Genomic DNA, 16,577 nt, shown 5'->3' on the forward strand with positions numbered 1-16,577 from the left:
TATCAGCGGGAGCCGTAGTTGGGCGCTTCCACCGTCATCTGGATGTCATGCGGGTGCGATTCCTTCAAACCGGCCGGAGTAATGCGGACGAACTTGCCGCGCGCCTTCAGCTCCGGGATGGTGGGGGCACCGGTGTAGAACATGGTCTGGCGGAGGCCACCGACCAACTGGTAGGCCACCGAAGCCAGCGGGCCCCGGAAGGCCACCCGGCCTTCGATGCCTTCGGGGATGAGCTTGTCATCGCCGGAGACGTCGGCCTGGAAGTAGCGGTCCTTCGAGTAGGACGTGTTCTTGCCACGGGACTGCATGGCACCGAGGGAACCCATGCCGCGGTAGCTCTTGAACTGCTTGCCGTTGACGAAGATGAGGTCGCCCGGAGACTCCTCACAGCCAGCCAGGAGCGAGCCGAGCATCACGGTGTCGGCGCCGGCAACCAGGGCCTTGCCGATGTCGCCGGAGTACTGGAGGCCGCCGTCGGCGATCAGCGGAACTCCGGCCGGAATGGCAGCCTTCGCGGATTCGTAGATGGCGGTGATCTGCGGAACGCCAACACCGGCCACAACGCGGGTGGTGCAGATGGAGCCGGGGCCAACGCCCACCTTGATGCCATCGGCTCCGGCGTCGATCAGTGCCTGGGCGCCTTCACGGGTTGCCGCCTGGCCACCGATGACGTCGACGTGGGCGGCAATCGGATCCGACTTGAGGCGACGGATCATGTCCAGAACGCCCTGGGAGTGGCCGTTGGCGGTGTCCACGAACAGGGCGTCCACGCCGGCGTCGATAAGCTTCATGGCGCGTTCCCAACCGTCGCCGAAGAAGCCAATGGCAGCGCCAACGCGCAGGCGGCCTTCATCATCCTTGGTAGCCAGCGGGTACTGCTCGGCCTTGGTGAAGTCCTTGGTGGTGATGAGGCCCTTCAGACGGCCCTGCTCGTCAACAAGGGGAAGCTTCTCGATCTTGTTGGTTGCCAGCTTGTGCGAGGCTTCGTCGCGGCTGATGCCTACATGCCCGGTGATGAGGGGCATCTTGGTCATGGTGTCGCTGACACTGCGGAACGGGAAGTCGGACTCCGGAATGAACCGGGTGTCGCGGTTGGTGACGATGCCCAACAGGCGGCCGTCGGTGTCCACCACGGGCAAGCCGGAAACACGGTAACGGGAGCAGAGCTCGTCCAGCTCCTGCAGGGTGGCTTCCGGCCCGATGGTGAGCGGGTTGGTGATCATGCCGGATTCGCTGCGCTTGACGCGATCCACGTGCTCGGCCTGATCGTCGATGGACAGGTTGCGGTGAACCACGCCCAAGCCACCCTGACGGGCCATGGCAATGGCCATGCGGGACTCGGTCACGGTGTCCATGGCGGCGGAGAGCAGCGGGGTCTGCACGCTGATGCGCTTGGAAATGCGGGATGAGGTGTCGGCCTCGGACGGAATGACGTCGGTGTGTCCGGGAAGCAGCAGGACGTCGTCGTACGTCAGGCCAATGAAGCCAAACGGATTGTGTTCGGGCTGGGTCATGAGTGTGCGCCTCTTACCTGGGTTCTTGGGGGCTTAACTGGTAGGGGTTGCAACTGATGACCAGCCCGTCATTACGGGACTGGCCTGTGCATAGGGTACCGCGAGGCAGAAAACATGCTGCCGGTATTGAATAAATAGTAGAACCTCCGCGCCGATCGCCATATTCCGCGACGTATGAGTGTGAGCAACAGCACTGCCGGCATGCCGCCGTCGTACGTTTGGGAACCGCTCCGCCAAGGGACGCTAGCTGCTTGACCAGCCTGTGGCGGCCAGCAGCCGTTCCTCGAACATCGGGATCATGCTCTGCACGTAGGTCTTACTGAGGTGGTTGTCATCCTTATAGACATAGACGTTGCCCACGACTGCCGGACAGGTCCCTTGCTCGCAGATGAAGTCGCTCATGTCCAACAAGTGAAGCCCATCCACCTTGCCGACGTAGTCATCCAAGGGTGACGCGTCCGCCAAGGATTGCTCCAGGGGAACGTTGCAGTCGGGCGAATCCTTGCCCTTCTTCTGGACGCACTCGGGCATGTTGAAGCTGAAGCGCGGATTGTCCCGCACCCCCACTACCTCGATGCCAAGATCCGTGAACGGCTTGATGCCTTCGAGGTAGCCGGGCACTTCGGTTTCGAACGGCGCGTCGACGTGCGTCAGCGATGCCACCGTAAACACGGCGTCCGGCTTGTGCTCAAGGACGTAGGCAGAACTTGCTTTGTTGAACTCGTTGCAGAAATCGGGTCGTTCCTCCGATTGGGCACCAAACCGGCAACCGCCCTTCAGCAAGGTCACCACTTCCCAGCCGTGCTGCTTGGCTATCGGGCCGAGGGCGGCCATGTACTGCTGGGAGTGCGAATCACCCAACACGACGATTCTCTTGGTGACTACCTCGGGTTCCTCATTCTGGAGGCATCCCTCCAGCACCGGGTCGCTGGGGACATGGTCACCCGTGCAAGCACCGTCGACGTTCGCCCATTCGTCCTTCATGGCTGCCGGCGCCGGGATGATCCGCGCCTCCTCGCTCGGCTGCCCTACATATTCAGGGGACAACGCGGCCGCGCCCGGGGTCAGTTCGTGGGGCTGGGCGGCGATCGCCGTGGCCTCCGCGGTGATGGCTCCCTGCCACGCGGTGACCGGAAGCGCCAGCAGGGCACCGCAGGCAGCAATCACGACGGCGGCACGCCAGGACCGCACGTCCGGCCACTTCCAGCGCCGCATGGGTTCTTCCACACACCTGGTGGTGACCATTGCGAGCACCGTTGCTGCCGCCATGATGCCGAGGCCTTCAACGATTCCGGGCGTGCCGGTATCGGTGGCGAGGAGGAAAAAGACAAGAATCGGCCAGTGCCACAAGTAAAGGGCGTAGGAGATGCCTCCCACGCCCACCAACGGACGGGAACTGAGGATCCGGTCGACACCCCACCGGCTGCCACTTTGCCCGGCTACGATCACGCACGCGGCGGCAAGGGTGGGCCACAGGGCCACGAAGCCAGGGAAGGAGCGGTCCACGGTGAGCAGCAGCCCGCACGCAAGCATTGCCGCAATGCCTGCCCACCCCAGCACAACACGGAGCCGGCGTCCTGGCTTCAGGTAGGGAAGAGCCAAGGCAAGCAGGGATCCCAGGGCGAACTCCCACAACCGGGCACACGTGTCGAAGTAGGCGTATGCCTGGTTGCTGTATGTCTGTTCGATGCTGAACACGAGCGAAGCGACGAACACCGCGCCAAAGGCTACGAACAACAACTGCCTGTGACCCACAGCTTTGCGCTGCGGAAACCATGTGGCCAGTCGAGGCTGCAGCAGGGCGACACCGGCGAAGATCAGCGGCCACAGGATGAACACCTGGCCTTGCACAGACAACGACCAGAAATGTTGCAGGGGGCTGGCGTCCACATGCTGCTGGGCATAGTAGTCGACGGCGAAAGCGGCAAGCTGCCAGTTCTGACGGTAGGTGAGGGAAGCCCAGGCCTCTGTCAGGACATCGGGCCATCGGCTTTGCGGGATGAGCGCCCACGTGCCGGCCAGGATCGCCAGGAGCACCACAACCACTGCGGGCAGCAAGCGCTTGAACACGTGAAGCCAGTGCTGCAGGAGGCGCAACGGTTTGCGGTTCTCCAGCTTGCGGGTGAACGACAACGTCAGCAGGAACGCGGAGATCAGCAGGAACACGTCCACGCCGCCGGACACCCGGCCGAGCCAGATGTGATAGGCCGCGACCATGAGCACCGCCAGGGCGCGCAGTCCCTGGACCTCCGGACGGAAGCCGGGTTTCGTCGTCGTGCGTTCTTTGGCCGCCGGAGCGGCCTCCCTTGCGCGTATATCCATCATCGTTGCCACCCGGTCGCGGCAAACCACCTTTCCTCAAACATTTCGCTCATGCTGGTGACGTACGTCTTGGACAAGTGGTTGTCGTCCAGGTAGACGAAGACGTTTCCCACCACGCTGGGGCACGTGACGCCATCGCAAAGAAGGTCCGTCATATCCAGGAAAGCGGCGTTGCCAAACATGCCTTGCACCGCCATCAAGGGATTCTCTGCCGCAATGACATCGGGTTGGTCGGACTTGCAGTCGGCGCTGTCCACGCCCTTGGCCAACGCACATTCGGTGACGTTGTAGTCGTACCGGGGGTTGTCGCGAATGGCGACCACCCCGATGCCAAGGTCGTTGAAGTTGGTCACGGTCTGCTCAAAGCCGTACACCAACTGCTCATCCGAGGACGACGGCGATGCCATGGTTCCCACCATGAACACGGCGTCCGGCGCGTGGGCGGCCGCGTACTTGAACGCTGCGGCGTTGAAGTCGTTGCACTCCGGTTCCGCATCCGGATTGTCGGGCATGAAGTGGCATCCGCCCAGCAACAGGGCCGTCACCTTCCAGTGCTCGGCTTCAGCGAGGGGACCCAGCGCGGCAAGCCATTGCTGGGAGTGGGAATCGCCCAACACCAGGATTTCCTTGACAGCGTCATCCCCCACGCCGTTCTGCTGGCATTTGTCCTGCAGCATCTTTTCGTCCGGCCGGGACTCACCCTCGCACGGGCCCGCCAAGGTTGCCCAGTCCTCGGGCAGTTGCTCCGCTGTGGGCAGCGTCTTGGCGCCGTCGCTGACCAGGTCCACGTAGCCGGGCAGGAGTGCGTGGGCTCCCGGGTTGTCGTTGAAAGCCTGTGCCTGCGCGGCTTTGAGGTCGAGATCCTGCTTGTACTGGAACCCCAGGAGCGGCGAGCACGCTACGGCGAGGCACGCTGCGATGGCGATGGCTGAGCGGCGACGCTTGACCTCAGGCCACTTCCATTCCCGGAACGGCTTTTCCACGTACTTGGTGGTGAGGAAGGCCAGCGTGAGTGCCAAGGCAATGATGACGGTCCCCGAAAGCCACCCCGCGTGGTCCTTGCCGCTCCACGCCAGTGCGATCACCAGGATGGGCCAATGCCAAAGGTAGAGGGCATAGGAGTTGTCGCCCAGCCGGACCAGGAACTTGGAACTGAGGATCCGGTCTACCCCGAACCGGCTCCCCGTCTGGCCTGCGGCAATAACCGCCACGGCCGCCAGGGTGGGCCATAGCGCGACGAACCCCGGGAAAGCGGTCTGGACCTGCAGCAGGACACCGCAACTGAGCATCGCCAGCACGCCGATCCAGCCCATCACCACGCGGACGGGCTTGGCGAAGTTCAGCCCGGGGAGAACCAGTGCCAGCAAGGTGCCCAGGGCAAACTCCCACAGCCGCGCAAAGGTATCGAAGTAGGCCACGGCCTGGTTTGTGGCGGTGAAAATGACGGAGTAGGTGAGCGAGAGGACGAAGATCATCGCGAAGACGTACGCCAGCGTTGCCCTGTACCGCAGGCCGAATCGGCGGCACAGAACCGCGACGGTGGCGAAAATGACGGGCCACATGATGAAGACCTGGCCTTGGATGGACAGCGACCAGAAGTGCTGCAGTGGGCTCGCGAGGCTGTGGTCCGCCGCGTAGTAGTCCACTGCCAGCCCCTGGAGGAGCCAGTTCTCGAAGTAGAACAGCGAAGCCCAGGCTTGGTGCACCACTTCCACCCAACGGGTGGGCGGAAGAAACACGAAGGTAGCTGCGAGTGTTGCCAGCAGAACCACGACGACGGCGGGCAGCAGACGTCTGAACAAATGCAGCCAGTGCCGCAACAGGTCCATGGGGCGGCGCTGCTTGTAGCGTCCGGTGAACTGCAGCGTCATAAGGAACGCAGAGATCAGGAGGAACACGTCCACGCCCCCTGAGACACGTCCGATCCAGATGTGGTAGCTCACCACCATGAGGACGGCGAGGGAGCGAAGACCTTGTATTTCGGGACGGAACTTAGACTTTGCAACGGGTCCGGAAGCTCGCCTACCGCGATTGGCAGGGGCTGGGATCGTCGGCGTAGTCACGTTAGGCAGTTCCTCAAAGCTGTGGCACAAAGCATCAATCATACGCGGTTTGGCTGGCCGAACCCATTCGGGAGGGCCTTTCCGGCCGCCGTATGACCCTCAATTAGCGCAGGTCCAGCTATGGATTTTCCCAGCCGCACCTGTGCGTGACCTGTGCTGGTTAAGCCCTGACGTCCACCGGTGGAACTACGCTGAAGCCTGACGAAAAGGAGGGAACCCCATGATGGTGCAACTGCGCCTTTGTGTGCCGGCCGACTTGTCCCAAGCGGTCCTGGAATGTTGTCTGGCGCAGACCGGAACCGCGGAGACAGCCCACCACAGGGGTGCATCGGTGGTCCCGCCCGGCGACTTGATTACCGTTCAAATAGCCCGGGAATCCGCGGAAGAACTGATCGGGCGGCTGCACGTGCTGAGGGTTCCGGAGCTCGGCTCCATTTCCATTTCGTCGCCGGACCTGGTCTTGTCCGCTCGCGCGGACGAGGCCGAGGCGTCCGCGCCCGGAGAGTCCGCGGATTCCGTCATTTGGGACGAAGTGTCGAGGCAAACCGGGGAAGACTCGAAGTTGACGTGGAGCTATCTGGCGTTCCTGCTCATAGCCACCCAGTTGGCCGCGATCGGCATTGTGACCGATTCCACCATCGCAATTGTTGGTGCCATGGTGGTGGGACCCGAGTTCGGACCATTGGCCGCGTTGGCTGTGGGGCTGGTGGAACGGAAGTGGCGATTGATACGCGCATCCGCCCTTGCACTTGGTGTGGGTTTCCCACTCGCTATGGTGGTGACGGCCGCTGCGGCCTGGCTCTCGATCCCCCTTGGGCTGTTTCCCTTGGATGCGCTGGAGCGTGGGTCGGCCGTCGAATTCATCTACCACCCCGGCCCTTATTCATTGATTGTTGCCGCGCTTGCCGGGGCTGCGGGAATGCTGTCCATGATCAGCCACAGATCCTCCGCCCTGGTGGGGGTTTTCATTTCCGTCACAACAGTCCCCGCCGCGGGGTATGTCGCCGTCGCCCTTGTCCTGGGCGAATACAACAAAGCCGCGGGATCAGCCATGCAGCTGGCACTGAACCTTGTGGGAATCGTGTCAGCTGCGGTTGCCGTACTGCTGTTCTACCGACTCATCGGCAAACGAGTCTCCCCTTCCCGGCGCCGCCCCACCGTCGGTGGGCGCTCACTGGTCAGCCGCCGGGCAAGGTGACGGGCATCCTTGCCCACTCCGGGCAAGGTTGCCGATGCAGCCGCGAACAGGAACTCCTGGCCAATGAAGTACACGCCGGGAACGTCATCGGCTACTCCCCTGGTCTGCCTCGGTTCACCGTGGAGGTCGAACACCGGCAGCTTCACCCACGAATAGTCCTCGTGATAGCCCGTGCACCAAATGACGTTGCTTGCTTTTACACGGGTTCCGTCAGCCAGGACCGGTTGGCCGTTGGACACCCCAGCCAGCCTCGGGGCCAAGTGGACTCCGGCCGCAACCAGATCCTTGGATTTGGTCCTGATCAGCGGAGCAGCCATGGACTTGAACCCCGGAGCCGCTTTGCGACCAATGGGCGTGTTGAGGTTCAGGACGTAGAGCCCCAGGAACCGGACCACGGGCAGCGCAAAGCGTGCGGCCGTCCGACCATGCCGCAGCGGCATTTCGGCGCTGGGCTTACCGGCGAGCTGGGTGGGATGGGTATGTCCGACTTCGAGGGCGATCTCCGCTCCTGAATTGCCCAACCCCACCACGAGCACAGGACCTTCCCGCAACTGCCCGGGGTTTTTGTAGTCCTGGGAATGCAGCTGCAGTATTGCCGGATCCAGCTCTCCAGCGAACGGCGGCCGTTTGGGGATGCGGTGCCCTCCAGTGGCGATCACTACGTTGCGGGCGTGCCAGGTCCGGTTGCCCGCCCTGATGGTGAAGGCCTCACCGTCCCGGTTGATTTCGTCCACGCGGATGCCTGGAACAAAGGGGAGGTCAAAGCGGCGAACGTAGTCTTCCAGATAGTCAGCCAGTTGGTCTTTGGTGGGGAAGGCCAGGCGGTCGCCGGGGAAAGGCGAGCCTGGGAGTCCGTCATACTTGGCGGGTGTGAAGAGCCGCAGCGAGTCCCAGCGCAGACGCCAAGCGTCCCCGGGCCTGTGGTTTAGGTCCAGTATGAGGAAGTCCCTGCCTTCCTTGGCCAACCAATATGCGAGCGCGAGCCCGGCCTGACCGCCTCCCACAATAACGGTGTCCACCACTGGATTCTGGTGCGATGACATGGTCGTTTCCTTTCTTGTTTGCCAGGATCAATGAGCCAAATGCGGTTCGTGAACAACTGCCGGAGAGGTTTCCGGACCCTCAAGCTGCCCATCACCGGGCATCTTCCGGTATCGCAGGCACCACACGAGCATCAGTGCCGATGCCACCACGTAGAAGGTGTGCAGCAACCACACCGGACCTGCCGGGAGATCAAAGACATACAACGAGTGCACGACGTTGGCGACGTTGGTCAGGGCCATGTTGCCCAGGCTGTATGACGCCAGGTCCTTCGTTCGGACTGCCTTGAGCAACATGGGCAGCATGCTGGCTGCGAAGAGCACGGTGGATACGGTGCCGGCAAGCAGTGGAATGTTCATAAGGACAAGCTATGAGCCCAGCCCTCTGGTCCGCGTCGGCAGAATGGCCCATTCATTGCACTGCGGCATGGGTATTTCTGCTCAGGAGGTGTGGAGCGTCAGCGGTGCAGGCCGTGCTGGAAGGCGTAGCTCGTCGCCGCTGCCCTGGATGGCACCGCCAGCTTGGAAAGAATGTTGCTGACGTGGCGGGCGATGGTCTTTTCACTGAGGTACAACTCCCGGGCGATGGTCCGGTTGGAGTGTCCGTCGGCAATCAGTCGAAGGACTTCCAGCTCGCGGCCGGTCAGCGGGGACATGTCCTTGCCCGTTTCTCCAGTGAGTTCCAGGACCTCGGCAACCGCCGGGGTTGCGCCGAGGTCGGCGAACTCAGCCTTGGCGGCCTCGAACTCCATGGCGGCAGAGTCTTGGTCGCCCAACATGGCGCAGGCACGCCCCGCGAGGACCCTGCAGCCGGCGGCGCCATAGGGAGCCTCAAGGCTGTACCAAAGACGCCACGCCTTCCGCGCCGCGGCCAAGGCAGCGCCCGCGTTGCCCTCTACGAGCAGCACGCTGGAGTCCCCCTGTGCAGCGAGCGCTTGTTCCAAAGGCCTGCCCGTGTCCCGAACCGGTGCCCCGAACTCGTCAGCGGCCGCACGTGCCGCTTGGAGGTCGCCGGCGGCAAGCTCCACTTCGACCACCGCAGGAAGGAGCCGACGGCGGTTGGCCGGGTCCGCGCCCGACATCGCCCGGCGCACGATGGCCTGGGCTTGCGGTTCCTTGTGCTGTCTGACGAGCATGAGAGCCATTCCCGGCAATGCTTCGAAACCGGTCCGGCCCGCCTTGGCATAGGCCGAGGCTGCTTCATCAAAACGGCCGGTCAGCCGAAAGACTTCGCCTTGCAAGTACCAGGCGCCCCACGTCGCTTCAGGGTCCCCGTGTCGCGATCTCTCCTGTGCGATCCTGAGCGCGGCCAGGGCGTCGTCGTAGGCTCCATGAAGCATGAACAACTCGGCTCGGTGTGACTGGCACTGCCCGCTGAACATGACCATGTCCGGCTGCTGCCCGCACCATTGCGCCAGGGCAGCTGTCCATTCGTGGGCACGCTGCACATCCAAGGTCAGGCGGCAGCTGCCGATCACGGCGCAATAGATGATTCCCGAAGGGATGGGCGAGACTTCCCCTGCCGTCACCGATACCATCACCTCGTCCAGGAACTCGAGGCCTTCATCCGGGAAACCCAAAGAGATCCGGGCCGTCCCAACGCCCAACTGTCCCAGGGCCGTCAGGTCGCGGTCGTGGAACCGTTGTCCCACTCCCAGGGCACGGCTGAAAAGCTCGTTGCTGGTTTCCGGGTTCCCTCCGTAGAGCGCTCCCAATGCGGACGGGATCAGGAGGTAGCCCTCAGCTTCCGTGGGCTCAGCCATGCCCTCCACCAGATGCTTGGCGCGGGACAACCATCCTGAACCCCGTGCCGGTTCTCCGAGGTTCATGAGATACAGCACCAGCCATGCGGCGCAGCGGGCCGCTCCCGGAATGTCCCCCATGGTCACGTACTCGTCGTGGGCCCGCGTCAGGTAGGCAACGCCCTCGGATTCCTTCCCCAGGAGCATGGCCACGGACGCCACCAACTCAATGTCCTGGGGAGGCAGGCCACCCTCGGCATCCGCCCGGGCGAGGCAATCAAGAGCATCGCTCCAGCGATGCTCGGAGAACGCCGAGCGTCCGAGGTCCAAGGTAGTGACCGGCATCATCGTGACTCATCCCGCGACCGGGAACACCCGGTTGGCGCACCCAAGCCGCCGTTATAGCGTCAGGGTACCGCCGCCGTCGTACGCCGACAATAGCCGCCTCGCGCAGAGGGCTGGAGACAGCAGAAACCCCGGCCACGGGGACGTGACCGGGGTTTCCTTGGAACAGGCTGTTAGTGCTGGTGGCCTGCGTGTGCGTCTTCTTCCTCGGCCGGCTTCTCGGCAACCAGGGTCTCGGTGGTGAGAACCAAGGCAGCGATGGAAGCGGCGTTGCGGAGTGCGGAACGGGTGACCTTGACGGGGTCGATCACGCCGGCGGCAATCAGGTCCTCGTACTCGCCGGACTTGGCGTTGAAGCCGTGGTTGGCTTCCAGCTCGGAAACCTTAGCCACCACTACGAAGCCGTCGAAGCCGGCGTTCTGGGCGATCCAGCGCAGCGGCTGGACCAGGGCGCGGCGGACGATGCCTACAGCTGCTGCGGCGTCACCTTCCAGGGCCTTGACGGCGGGTGACTCGTCCAGTGCCTTGAGGGCGTGGATGAGGGCGGAACCGCCACCGGAAACGATGCCTTCTTCGAGGGCTGCACGCGTGGAGGAAACAGCGTCCTCGATGCGGTGCTTCTTTTCCTTCAGCTCAACCTCGGTGGCTGCGCCAACCTTGATCACGCCAATGCCACCGGCCAGCTTGGCCAGGCGTTCCTGCAGCTTTTCCTTGTCCCAGTCGGAGTCCGTCCGGGTGAGCTCAGCACGCAGCTGTGCGACGCGGTCGGCAACATCCTGGGCCGTACCGGCGCCATCAACGATGGTGGTGTTGTCCTTGGTGACCGTGATGCGGCGCGCGGTACCGAGCACCTCGAGGCCAACGCTGTCCAAGGTCAGGCCCAGGTCCGGGGAGACAACCTGTGCGCCCGTGAGGGTGGCGATGTCCTGGAGCATGGCCTTGCGGCGGTCGCCGAAGCCCGGAGCCTTGACGGCAACGACGTTGAGCGTGCCGCGGATGCGGTTGACGATCAGCGTGGACAGGGCTTCGCCTTCGATGTCTTCAGCAATGATGAAGAGCGGCTTGTTGGCCTGCAGTGCCTTTTCCAGCAGCGGCAGGAAGTCCTGCAGTGAGGAAATCTTGCCCTGGTTGATCAGGATGAGGGCGTCTTCGAGGACGGCTTCCTGGCGTTCTGCGTCGGTGACGAAGTACGGGGACAGGTAGCCCTTGTCGAACTGCATGCCTTCGGTGAGGACCAGCTCAGTCTGCGTGGTGGAGGACTCTTCGATGGTGATGACACCATCCTTGCCAACCTTGCCGAACGCTTCAGCCAGCAGTTCGCCAACTTCGTCGCTCTGCGCGGAGATGGCGGCGACGCTGGCAACCTGGGTGCCTTCGACTTCGCGTGCGTTCTCCAGGAGGCGGGCTGCGACGGCTTCAACGGAAACCTCGATGCCACGCTTGATCTCGCCCGGAGCGGCGCCGGCAGCAACGTTGCGCAGGCCTTCCTTGACCAGGGCCTGTGCCAGCACGGTTGCCGTGGTGGTGCCGTCGCCGGCGACGTCGTTGGTCTTGGTGGCTACTTCCTTGGCCAGCTGGGCACCAAGGTTCTCGTAGGGGTCGTCAAGCTCAACTTCGCGGGCGATGGTGACGCCGTCGTTGGTGATCGTGGGAGCGCCCCACTTCTTGTCCAGCACGACGTTGCGGCCGCGCGGGCCAAGCGTCACCTTGACAGTGTTGGCGAGCTTGTCGATACCGGCCTCGAGAGACCGGCGGGCAGCATCGTTAAAAGCAAGCTGCTTTGCCATGGTTGTGTCCTTTCAAGACAGAAAACCCGCACCGCTGACGGGTCGGAATGATTCCAACGCGGCGGCGGTGCGGGGCTCCAGGAAGTTACTTTACGACGATCGCAAGGACGTCGCGGGCGGACAGAACGAGGTACTCGTTGCCGCCGGTCTTGACTTCGGTTCCACCGTACTTGGAGTAGATGACGACGTCGCCAACAGCTACGTCAACCGGTACGCGGTTGCCGTTGTCATCGAAGCGGCCGGGGCCGATTGCAACAACTTCGCCTTCCTGCGGCTTCTCCTGCGCGGAGTCCGGAATTACCAGGCCGGAAGCCGTGGTCTGCTCTGCTTCGAGCGGGCGAACAACAATACGATCCTCAAGAGGCTTAATCGAGACCGACACTCGGACTCTCCTTTTCATGAGCTGATTCATGGACTAAGAACTAGGGTGCCGAGGCGTACAACCGTCGTCGCGGTGCCGGTGAACGCTTGGCGTGGTTAGCACCCTCCCAAGGAGAGTGCTAACAAGACTCTATGTAAGCCGTTAGCACTCGGTCAAGGTGAGTGCCAGCATTTCGTCATGGGTGAACGCCGCTCAGCGGCCCGTGAGGTCGTCCAGATCGTAGTCCTCGCCGTCGTCGTCCTCGTCGATCGGGGACGCGCCGCGGTTGAGGTACAGCACCACGGCGGCGGCAACAGCTACGACGCCGGAGGCCACCAGGGCGATAATCCCACCGATACGGGCCCCACTATAGAGCTCGCGAATCTCCCGCGCTTCGTCGGTGGCATCGTTCACGCTCTTGCCCGAGACTGAGTAGGCGGCTGCATTGAAGGAGTCCAGCGCGAAAATGATGATCAACAAGGCGATGCAGACTACGGCGATCACAGCGCCGACGATGAGGGCCGGGCGGGCATACTTGGTCAAGGCGGAGGGCTGTGGAGCTGCGTTGTCTTCCATGAAAACAACCCTATCCGGCTGATTCGCCGGTCACGTTGTCATATCCCGCGACGTTAGGCTTGATTCCATGCCTCACGCACCGCAGGAACAGATCGCGCCCTTGCTGACCACTGAAGGATGGGAACTTCTTGCCTCGCTGGGGCCGTACCGGGAGGCCGACGCTTTCAGCGTCAACGCAGAGCTCCGGAAGGCGGGCCACTCTCCGGAACTCGTGGCCGCCATCCTGACCCAATCACGCTTGCGGACCCGCGCCGAGGCCAAGTTCGGTGAGTTTGCCCGGCAGATGCTGTTCACGCAGGCGGGGCTGGAGCAGGCCACCCGCCTGAACGTGGCGGCCCGCCACGCCGAGCGCTTCGCCAAGGCCGGCATCGTTCACGTTGCCGACCTCGGTTGCGGCCTTGGCGCCGACTCCCTGGCGATGGCTTCCATGGACATTGCGGTGACGGCGGTGGAGATGGATGAAACCACCGCAGCTTGCGCCACCATCAACCTCATGCCCTTCCCGCACGCCACCGTGGTTCACTCGGATGCCACCTCGGTGGAACTGGACGGGATCGACGGCGTGTGGTTGGACCCCGCCCGGCGGACAACATCCTCGTCCGGGACCAAAAGGATCTGGGATCCTGAAGCGTTTTCCCCTCCCCTGTCCTTCGTTGAGAACCTGGCGGCGACCGGGCGCGCAGTGGGCGTGAAGATGGGCCCAGGCATGCCCCACGACTCCGTGCCCAAGGGGTGCGAGGCACAGTGGGTTTCGGTGGGCGGTGACGTCACGGAAGTCACGCTGTGGTTCAACGCCGTGGCACGTCCCGGAATCCGACGTGCCGCACTGCTGATTGGCAGCCAGGGCGCCGCCGAAATCACCAGCGGTGAGGATTTCGACGGCGGTCCGGTAGCCGCCGTCGGGCCTGTTGAAGGTTTCTTGTACGAACCGGATGGTGCGGTGATCCGCGCCGGACTCGTGGCAGACGTCGCCGAACGGCTGGGCGGGCATTTGGTGGATGAACACATTGCCTATATCTGTGCCCCGGAACTCCACGACACCCCCTTTGCCCGCGCCTACAAGGTGCTGGAGGTCATGCCCTACAACGTCAAGGCCCTCAAGGCCTGGGTGAAATCGAACGGCATCACCGTACTGGATATCAAGAAGCGCGGCACGGCAGTGACACCCGAGGAATTGCGGAAGCAGCTTCTGCCGGCAAAGCCCACCAAATCCAAGGACGCGAAAACAGCCACCCTGGTCCTCACCAGGATCGGCGAGGAAAGAGTGGCTGTTGTGGTGGAACCGGTGACTGCCCAGGCATAGGGGGCGTTATGCGGTCAGCGTCGGGAGAATTCCGATGCTTCCCGAACCTGCCCCGGCGTCGGGCGCACGCCGGTGTAGAGGACGAACTGTTCTTCTGCCTGGATGGCGATGACCTCGGCCCCGGTGATGACCGGCTTGCCCGCAGCGCGCGCGGCGGTGATGAGGGGCGTTTCGGAGGGAAGGGCCACCACATCGAACACCACCTGCGCGGCAGCGATGGTGGCATCGTCAAAGGACTGGGCGGTTTCATCTGCGCCTGCCATGCCCAGCGGGGTGACGTTGATGATCAGGTCCGCGGTGGCTCCGTTGACGTCGTCCTGCCAATCGAAGCCGTAGAGGTCGGCGAGCGCACGGCCGGTGGTTTCGTTGCGGGCCACGACGGTGACGGCAGTAAAACCGGCGTCCCTCAGGGCGGCTGCAACAGCTTTTGCCATTCCCCCGGCGCCGCGGAGCAGGACGGTGTGGCCGCTGGGGACTTCGTGGTCCTTCAGGAGGCGGGCAATGGCGATGTAATCGGTGTTGTAGGCGGTGAGGACGCCGTCGTTGTTCACGATGGTGTTCACCGAATCGATGGCCTTGGCCGACGGATCCATGACGTCAACCAGCGGGATCACCGCTTCCTTGTAGGGCATGGACACCGCGGCACCCCGGATCGGGAGGCCGCGGATGCCCGCCACCGCAAGGGTGATGTCCGCGGGGGCGAATGCCTTGTAGACAAAGTTCAAGCCGAGCAGATCGTACAGATAGTTGTGGAACCTGGTCCCGATGTTGCTGGGCCGGGCCGCGAGCGAAATGCACAGTGACATGTCTTTGTTCAGGATTGGCATTCCCCCATTAAACAACGGGCTGTGCCTAGCCCTGCCGCGCCTTCATCCGCGGGTTGTTCTTGTTGATGACGAACGTACGTCCACGCCTCCGGACGATCTGAGCTCCCGGAATCTTCTTGAGGGCTCGCAGCGAGTTCCTGACCTTCATGGTGTTCTCCTTGTGTTGATGGTGTTGGTGGTGTGGCCTAGAGTGCGTCGCTGAGTTCCAGGGGGTCGTCCCAGACGCCGGAGTCCATGGCCATCTCGGCCTCAGTGAGTTGGCAGCCTTCCAGGAGTTCGCGGATCTCATCAGGGTCGATGTCCTCGGTGCGCCCGGTGACGGCGAGCACTGTCCCCCGGTCACCATGGCTTGGGTGCCAGTCGAGGAAGGCGTCGACGTCGACGTCTCCCTTTCCCGCCGCGCCGGTATCCGCAATTACCGCCTCCGCGGAATCGGCCATCCAGCTCCCGGTGCTTTCGAGCCAGACACGGGGACCAATGCCTTGGACGGCTATCCGCTTGGTGGGAGCGGACGCGATCCAAAGCCTGCCCCGCAGCCAGTGCGTGCCTACAGCCAGGTGTGGCAACGCCTCACGGAAGCGTCCCGGGTGAAGCGGCCGGGCGGCCCTGTGCAGCACGGTCCGGAAGGAACCCGCTGTATCGTTCGCGGGCACCCGCACGACGCCGGGCCGGTTGCGGGCCGCTGCTTCGGCGTCGTCGAAGCACCCTGGCTGGAAATCGTCGGCTGCCCCGACGACGGCTGCATGGGGCGCCAATTCGCCCAGCAATTCCGCCCCCGTCAACCACTGTTGTGAGCCTTCGCGAGGGTCCCCCGCCAACACGGCGCCCAAACCCGGGTGCACCATCACGGTGTCCACCTGCCCGAACTCCCCGATCAGGAACTCGCCGCTGGTCCGCTCATCCTGGGGCATGGAAGTAAAGCCGGACTCAAACAGGGTGTGCCGGTCCCAAATCTGGTCATCCAACTCAGCGGGATCAAGGGCCAGCACCGCGTTATCCACCACCGCCGGGCGGCTGAGGCCGCGGCGCAGCTCCGCCACAGCCATCCCTGCCGCCACGCCTGGCGGCAGTCCGAGGACTATGTGGTCGAAACCGCACGCGGCGAGGCGCTCCGCCGTCGGGACCACATCCAGCCGAACGGTGCAGCTGAGGCAGCCATGTTCCAGCAGGGTCGATTCGCGCTCGAACAATTGGCCGCCCCGGTATACGCGCCGCAGGACCAACGAACCATCCAGAAGGTCATGGAGGACCACTACCGAATTCGTGTGGGTTCGGCCAAGCCTGTCGGTAGCTGCCTCACGGCATTGGCTGTCCAGGGAACTGACGACTGTGAGGTGCATGACTCGACTCTAATGCGAACAGTTCTCATTAGCAAATTACGGCTCATTGCAGGTGTTTCCGTGCCGCCATCGCGGGCGTTCCGGCTGCATTAGACTTGATCCGACCGCTGGCGGCCCCGCAGCGGGGAACCGTGTCCGGCTGAAACAACATCAGGCCGG

Annotated in this window: 14 protein-coding genes; 2 read left to right on the forward strand and 12 right to left on the reverse strand. The window is 63.4% G+C overall.

The genetic code is table 11. The features are described from left to right. Window positions 1-2: 2 nt before the first annotated feature. From guaB to FQP90_RS04585, 3 genes are all read right to left on the reverse strand, one after another. Window positions 3-1,514 (reverse strand): IMP dehydrogenase, encoded by a 1,512-nt coding sequence (gene guaB, locus FQP90_RS04575; protein WP_144648551.1) that lies wholly within the window; start codon window positions 1,512-1,514, stop codon window positions 3-5. Between the two features lie 243 nt (window positions 1,515-1,757). Beyond that, complete coding sequence (locus FQP90_RS04580; protein WP_144648552.1) at window positions 1,758-3,839, reverse strand: acyltransferase family protein; 2,082 nt, start codon at window positions 3,837-3,839, stop codon at window positions 1,758-1,760. Then, window positions 3,836-5,941, reverse strand: coding sequence for an acyltransferase family protein (locus tag FQP90_RS04585; protein ID WP_144648553.1), 2,106 nt, complete (start codon window positions 5,939-5,941; stop codon window positions 3,836-3,838). The genes FQP90_RS04580 and FQP90_RS04585 overlap by 4 nt, the downstream gene beginning before the upstream one ends. A 178-nt stretch (window positions 5,942-6,119) precedes the next feature. On the opposite strand from FQP90_RS04585, the gene FQP90_RS04590 reads away from it, so the two are divergent. Continuing rightward, window positions 6,120-7,097 (forward strand): DUF389 domain-containing protein, encoded by a 978-nt coding sequence (locus tag FQP90_RS04590; protein WP_144648554.1) that lies wholly within the window; start codon window positions 6,120-6,122, stop codon window positions 7,095-7,097. Here the strand turns inward: FQP90_RS04590 and FQP90_RS04595 are convergent. From FQP90_RS04595 to FQP90_RS04620, 6 genes are all read right to left on the reverse strand, one after another. Beyond that, window positions 7,010-8,140, reverse strand: coding sequence for a flavin-containing monooxygenase (locus tag FQP90_RS04595; protein WP_144648555.1), 1,131 nt, complete (start codon window positions 8,138-8,140; stop codon window positions 7,010-7,012). The two genes, FQP90_RS04590 and FQP90_RS04595, sit on opposite strands and share 88 nt — an antisense overlap. Before the next feature lie 27 nt (window positions 8,141-8,167). Further along, a complete protein-coding gene (locus tag FQP90_RS04600; RefSeq protein ID WP_244296490.1) occupies window positions 8,168-8,497 on the reverse strand; it encodes a hypothetical protein in 330 nt (109 codons plus the stop codon). A gap of 98 nt (window positions 8,498-8,595) precedes the next feature. Then, window positions 8,596-10,224 (reverse strand): LuxR C-terminal-related transcriptional regulator, encoded by a 1,629-nt coding sequence (locus tag FQP90_RS04605; RefSeq protein ID WP_144648722.1) that lies wholly within the window; start codon window positions 10,222-10,224, stop codon window positions 8,596-8,598. Between the two features lie 173 nt (window positions 10,225-10,397). Continuing rightward, complete coding sequence (gene groL / locus FQP90_RS04610; RefSeq protein ID WP_144648556.1) at window positions 10,398-12,011, reverse strand: chaperonin GroEL; 1,614 nt, start codon at window positions 12,009-12,011, stop codon at window positions 10,398-10,400. Window positions 12,012-12,096: 85 nt separating this feature from the next. Then, window positions 12,097-12,393, reverse strand: coding sequence for a co-chaperone GroES (groES, locus tag FQP90_RS04615; protein ID WP_011775524.1), 297 nt, complete (start codon window positions 12,391-12,393; stop codon window positions 12,097-12,099). Between the two features lie 192 nt (window positions 12,394-12,585). Then, window positions 12,586-12,948 (reverse strand): hypothetical protein, encoded by a 363-nt coding sequence (locus tag FQP90_RS04620; RefSeq protein WP_144648557.1) that lies wholly within the window; start codon window positions 12,946-12,948, stop codon window positions 12,586-12,588. A 67-nt stretch (window positions 12,949-13,015) separates the two neighbouring features. On the opposite strand from FQP90_RS04620, the gene FQP90_RS04625 reads away from it, so the two are divergent. Next, a complete protein-coding gene (locus FQP90_RS04625; RefSeq protein WP_144648558.1) occupies window positions 13,016-14,251 on the forward strand; it encodes a class I SAM-dependent methyltransferase in 1,236 nt (411 codons plus the stop codon). A gap of 14 nt (window positions 14,252-14,265) precedes the next feature. Here FQP90_RS04625 and FQP90_RS04630 read toward each other — a convergent pair whose 3' ends face one another. From FQP90_RS04630 to FQP90_RS04640, 3 genes are read right to left on the reverse strand one after another with little or no spacing between them, the layout of a single operon-like run. Continuing rightward, the gene (locus tag FQP90_RS04630) at window positions 14,266-15,078 is read right to left on the reverse strand and encodes a shikimate 5-dehydrogenase (RefSeq protein WP_144648559.1); all 813 of its coding nucleotides are present in this window, start codon (window positions 15,076-15,078) and stop codon (window positions 14,266-14,268) included. Window positions 15,079-15,103: 25 nt separating this feature from the next. After that, on the reverse strand, window positions 15,104-15,226 hold the full coding sequence (gene ykgO / locus FQP90_RS04635) for a type B 50S ribosomal protein L36 (RefSeq protein ID WP_011775528.1): 123 nt from the start codon (window positions 15,224-15,226) through the stop codon (window positions 15,104-15,106). Between the two features lie 37 nt (window positions 15,227-15,263). Further along, the gene (locus FQP90_RS04640; protein WP_144648560.1) at window positions 15,264-16,418 is read right to left on the reverse strand and encodes a GTP-binding protein; all 1,155 of its coding nucleotides are present in this window, start codon (window positions 16,416-16,418) and stop codon (window positions 15,264-15,266) included. Between the last annotated feature and the right edge of the window lie 159 nt (window positions 16,419-16,577).

Source organism: Paenarthrobacter nitroguajacolicus, assembly GCF_007786235.1.
GTDB classification, from domain to species: Bacteria; Actinomycetota; Actinomycetes; order Actinomycetales; family Micrococcaceae; genus Arthrobacter; species Arthrobacter nitroguajacolicus_A.

Excerpts from the sequence above, each read along its gene's own strand:
- ykgO (WP_011775528.1), bottom strand. The coding sequence starts at position 15,226 with ATGAAGGTCAGGAACTCGCTGCGAGCCCTCAAGAAGATTCCGGGAGCT.
- FQP90_RS04590 (WP_144648554.1), top strand. The coding sequence starts at position 6,120 with ATGATGGTGCAACTGCGCCTTTGTGTGCCGGCCGACTTGTCCCAAGCG.
- FQP90_RS04580 (WP_144648552.1), bottom strand. The coding sequence starts at position 3,839 with ATGATGGATATACGCGCAAGGGAGGCCGCTCCGGCGGCCAAAGAACGC.
- FQP90_RS04625 (WP_144648558.1), top strand. The coding sequence starts at position 13,016 with ATGCCTCACGCACCGCAGGAACAGATCGCGCCCTTGCTGACCACTGAA.
- FQP90_RS04630 (WP_144648559.1), bottom strand. The coding sequence starts at position 15,078 with ATGCCAATCCTGAACAAAGACATGTCACTGTGCATTTCGCTCGCGGCC.
- FQP90_RS04620 (WP_144648557.1), bottom strand. The coding sequence starts at position 12,948 with ATGGAAGACAACGCAGCTCCACAGCCCTCCGCCTTGACCAAGTATGCC.
- groL (WP_144648556.1), bottom strand. The coding sequence starts at position 12,011 with ATGGCAAAGCAGCTTGCTTTTAACGATGCTGCCCGCCGGTCTCTCGAG.
- FQP90_RS04595 (WP_144648555.1), bottom strand. The coding sequence starts at position 8,140 with ATGTCATCGCACCAGAATCCAGTGGTGGACACCGTTATTGTGGGAGGC.
- FQP90_RS04600 (WP_244296490.1), bottom strand. The coding sequence starts at position 8,497 with ATGAACATTCCACTGCTTGCCGGCACCGTATCCACCGTGCTCTTCGCA.
- FQP90_RS04605 (WP_144648722.1), bottom strand. The coding sequence starts at position 10,224 with ATGCCGGTCACTACCTTGGACCTCGGACGCTCGGCGTTCTCCGAGCAT.
- guaB (WP_144648551.1), bottom strand. The coding sequence starts at position 1,514 with ATGACCCAGCCCGAACACAATCCGTTTGGCTTCATTGGCCTGACGTAC.
- FQP90_RS04640 (WP_144648560.1), bottom strand. The coding sequence starts at position 16,418 with ATGCACCTCACAGTCGTCAGTTCCCTGGACAGCCAATGCCGTGAGGCA.
- FQP90_RS04585 (WP_144648553.1), bottom strand. The coding sequence starts at position 5,941 with ATGATTGATGCTTTGTGCCACAGCTTTGAGGAACTGCCTAACGTGACT.